A 3,590-nucleotide genomic window follows, 5' to 3' on the forward strand; every position below is an offset into this window, starting at 1 on the left:
GAGGTCACGCCGTTGTGCGGCGCTCGCGACAACAGGGGATTTGCCCGCCATGATCCGCATCCCGAACTAAACCACAAGATGGAATCACAGACAGCATCCGTTGGCCACCCCGCTGAAACCTGCTTAGACACCTTCCACAGCTGGTCGGCGACCTCCATCAGCGGACTGGTCCATCCTGCTTGGAGTTATCTGTTTTTGGTACTCAAGAGTCGATTGTGCCTGAACCGTGCACCTGTCAGCCAAGCCAACCCAGAGTTGAATACGGCTTCCGGAGCCAGGTTTTGGCAACGCGGCAAACGACGGTGTAAGCCGGGTTGAACACGTTGCCGATGTCATAGCGCACCACTTGTCCCAGAAGATGGCTGGCAGAAGTGGGATCCAGGCCGAAACTGTTCCCAAGCCAGTTCAACATCTCAGTCGTAGCGTGCTGGAGGGCCTGGTCCAGCGGACGGGCATTGCCAACCGTGAAGATATCCGTAGTTGTCTCGCCACGGGGCCAGCCGTGATTGGCTTTCTTCTTCAGTCGCACGGTGAATTCGACCTCGAACGAAGTCTCGATCCCCGTGCCGACAATTTCGCCATCCCCCTGGCATGCATGCCCATCGCCCAAGAAGAACAGGGCACCGGACTCGAACACCGGGAAGCAGGCAATTGCTCCTGGCGCAAAGCCTCTGAAGTCCATGTTACCGCCATGCCGACCGCTCGTGGCCGTGGAGATCGCCTGACCCAAGCCAGGTGCCACTCCGAAGCACCCGATCATGGGGGTCAGAGGCAAAACAAGATCCGCCACCGCGGTGGGCGGCTCCATCAAGCGCACAGTCTGAGCGGCGCGATCAATGGCCCACTCGACGCGATACCGCTCAGGCAGTCGGGGCAGGATCTCCGGATCAACCACGTTCGGGGCCAGAAGGGAATAGGTCCAGCCCGTGTCCCGCGTTGGCGTCATGCGTTGGATCTGCACGATCAGCGCGTCGCCGGGCTCTGCCCCTTCCACGAAAAAGGGACCTGTCATGGGATTAGGCCTGGGAGCGCGTTCCACATGTTCGTGGTCGCGTCCAGCGGCATCAATCGTAGTGGTGATGACCGTGTCGCCATCACTGATCCGCAGGACCGGATCTCGAGCACCCAAAACGTTGTGATAGCCTGCCGGAACGAACCGATGGTGGGCCACGTGTCAACTCCTCATACTCATGCGCGTTGTAGATCATTCGAGCTGTGCGAGCCACAAGGCTGCTCAGACCGCCACTCGGTCAATCGGCCTTGCCTATGAAATGTCCTGCGCCATGGCGCGTGCCGGGCGACCAAGGGTGGTCTATTCCACTCTCGTGGACAAAAAGGACCGCAAATTTAATACGCTGATCAATTCAGCCTGCTCCGACGGAGTGGCACAGCCTTATGATGCGCTGACCCCGTTGAGCGGCATAGCCCGCCTGGTGAGATATCCCACGAGTTCATCACGCCCCAGGCAATTCAGCACCCGGTGCGGAGGAATGCCTCCCTTGCGGGCCATCAAAACACCCCAGGAGGTAAGATCAAGCTCGTCGATACTATGCGCGTCCGGGTTGATGCTGAACATGCACCCGAGTTCGAGTGCTCGCTGATGCCAGCGCCAGTCCAGATCCAGACGGGAAGGATGGGCGTTGATCTCAACGGCCACCTCGTGCCTTGCGCAGGCCTCCAAGACCGTCTCGATGTCAATCTGATAGCCTTCCCGGCGGCGGAGCAGTCGACCCGTCATGTGGCCGAGAATGGTCGTGAACGGGTTGGATACCGCCCGAATGATCCGCTCGGTTTGGGTCTTGGCATCAAGCCTGAAGCGGCTGTGCACGCTCGCCACGACAAAGTCGAAGCGAGCCAGGACCTCGTCCGGATAGTCGAGCGAGCCGTCTTCGAGGATGTCGGACTCGATCCCCTTCAAGATCCGGAAGCGGCCTTGGTAGCGAGCGTTCAACTCGTCCGCGAGTTTGTGCTGGTGGGCCACTCTCTCGACTGAGAGGCCGCCGGCATAGCTGGCCGTCTTGGAGTGATCCGCGACACCGAAATACTCATGGCCTTTGGCCCGCGTCGCCTCGGCCATTTCCTGGAGTGTATTGCTGCCGTCCGAGAAGTCGGTGTGGCAGTGCAGAAGACCCCGAATGTCCTGATCGGCCACGAGGTGAGGTAATCGTCGCGCCACGGCGAGGGCGATCTCTCCCCTGCCCTCCCGCAGTTCGGGTTCGATGAAGGGAAGATCCAGCGCAGCATAGACGTCCTTCTCGTCCAGGCAGTCAACGAGGTGCTTACCGCGGTAGAGCCCTCGCTCATCGAGCCGCAAGCCGCGGCGCTCGGCAACAGATCGGAGTTCATCGATGTGCTTGGACGAGCCGGTTGCCAGCACCAAGGCAACCCCATAGTGCCGCCGGTCCGTCAGCCACACCCTGGCCTCCTCAGAGAGTCCGACAACCTCGATCCCTGCGTGAGCCGGGGTCTCGGCCACAAGAGCGAGATCCGACACCAGCTCGGAGCCACGCCGGAATTCGCCGGCGGGAACGATGCGGGTGAGCTCGGGATGCGACCGCCTGAGGTTTGCTTCCAAGGTGCTAAGGTGCTCGCCGGCGCGATGGATGAGCCGCTGCCCGTGCGAACGCCGCATGAGCTCGATGCCTGCGAGGACCTTGTCCTGAAAGGCTGGACCGAAGCCCTTTGTCGCCTTCAACTGGTCCTGCCGGCACGCCGCTTCGAGTTCATCGATGCTTGTGATCCCAAGCTTGCGGTAGAGGTCGAGGACTTTCTGCGGGCGCAGACCTGGGATCGCCAGCAGTTCCAGCACGCCCGCTGGCACCTCGGCCCGCAAGGCCTCCAGGCGCGGCGTGATGCTGTCCCGATGCAATCGCTGGATCGTCTCTGAGAGGGCGGCACCCACGCCTGGGATCTCCTGGAGCTGCCCTGCACCAATGACCTGCTCGAGGGGCTCACTGAGCAGCAGGAGGCTCTCGGCCGCCCGGGTGTAGGAGCGGGCCTTGTAGGGGTTCTCTCCCGCAAGCACGAGCCGCTGCCCGATCTCGACCAGCAATCTGGCGACGGCGGGCGCATCCAGGCCCTTGGAGGCCTGTGCCGCCATTGCTAAAGGCGGCGATGAGGTTGGCTCGCGGTCCATTCGCAGTTCTAACGGGTAGCGGGTGGTGGCTCTCGGCCATGAGTAACGTCTGGCAGAGCCCGACAGTTTCCGAAGGCTCGGCGACCGCCCTCGCTGCCCCGTGGAATCGGCGCAGGATGTGTTCCTGATTGAGTAGTGCTGCGTTAGAAGCGACCGCCAAGGATGGCTTACAGAAGGCCGAAAACAGCATCGGCGGGATGTTGACCTATCCGAAGCTCAAAGTCTCTCCAAGAGGCTCTGCCGCCTCCGTGCCTCGAACCCGAAGGGCAGGAGACTGACATTTTAACTTTGCCTACATTCAAATTTCGTTGAACAAACATTATGGAACTAAGTAGGTCGCCAAAAGTTCTGCAACAGCTTTCTGAGCCAGAAGTGTTTGGATGCCATGCCGGCCTTGCGACGTGCTTGTTGCGGCGTCAGCGTCAGCACCCAGGCTGCGGCATTGGCGGCGAGG

Annotated in this window: 2 protein-coding genes; both read right to left on the reverse strand. The window is 61.1% G+C overall.

Translation table 11 applies throughout. The annotated features are described in order from the left end of the window. Positions 1-235: 235 nt before the first annotated feature. The gene (locus FS320_RS40140) at positions 236-1,171 is read right to left on the reverse strand and encodes an acetamidase/formamidase family protein (protein WP_162003559.1); all 936 of its coding nucleotides are present in this window, start codon (positions 1,169-1,171) and stop codon (positions 236-238) included. A gap of 222 nt (positions 1,172-1,393) precedes the next feature. Beyond that, positions 1,394-3,136 carry a DNA polymerase/3'-5' exonuclease PolX gene (locus tag FS320_RS40145; RefSeq protein WP_152718036.1) on the reverse strand — a complete coding sequence of 581 codons (1,743 nt, stop codon included), beginning with the start codon at positions 3,134-3,136 and terminating at the stop codon, positions 1,394-1,396. Positions 3,137-3,590: the final 454 nt, after the last annotated feature.

Origin of the sequence: Microvirga tunisiensis, assembly GCF_009296175.1 — a bacterium.
Lineage (GTDB): Bacteria > Pseudomonadota > Alphaproteobacteria > Rhizobiales > Beijerinckiaceae > Microvirga > Microvirga tunisiensis.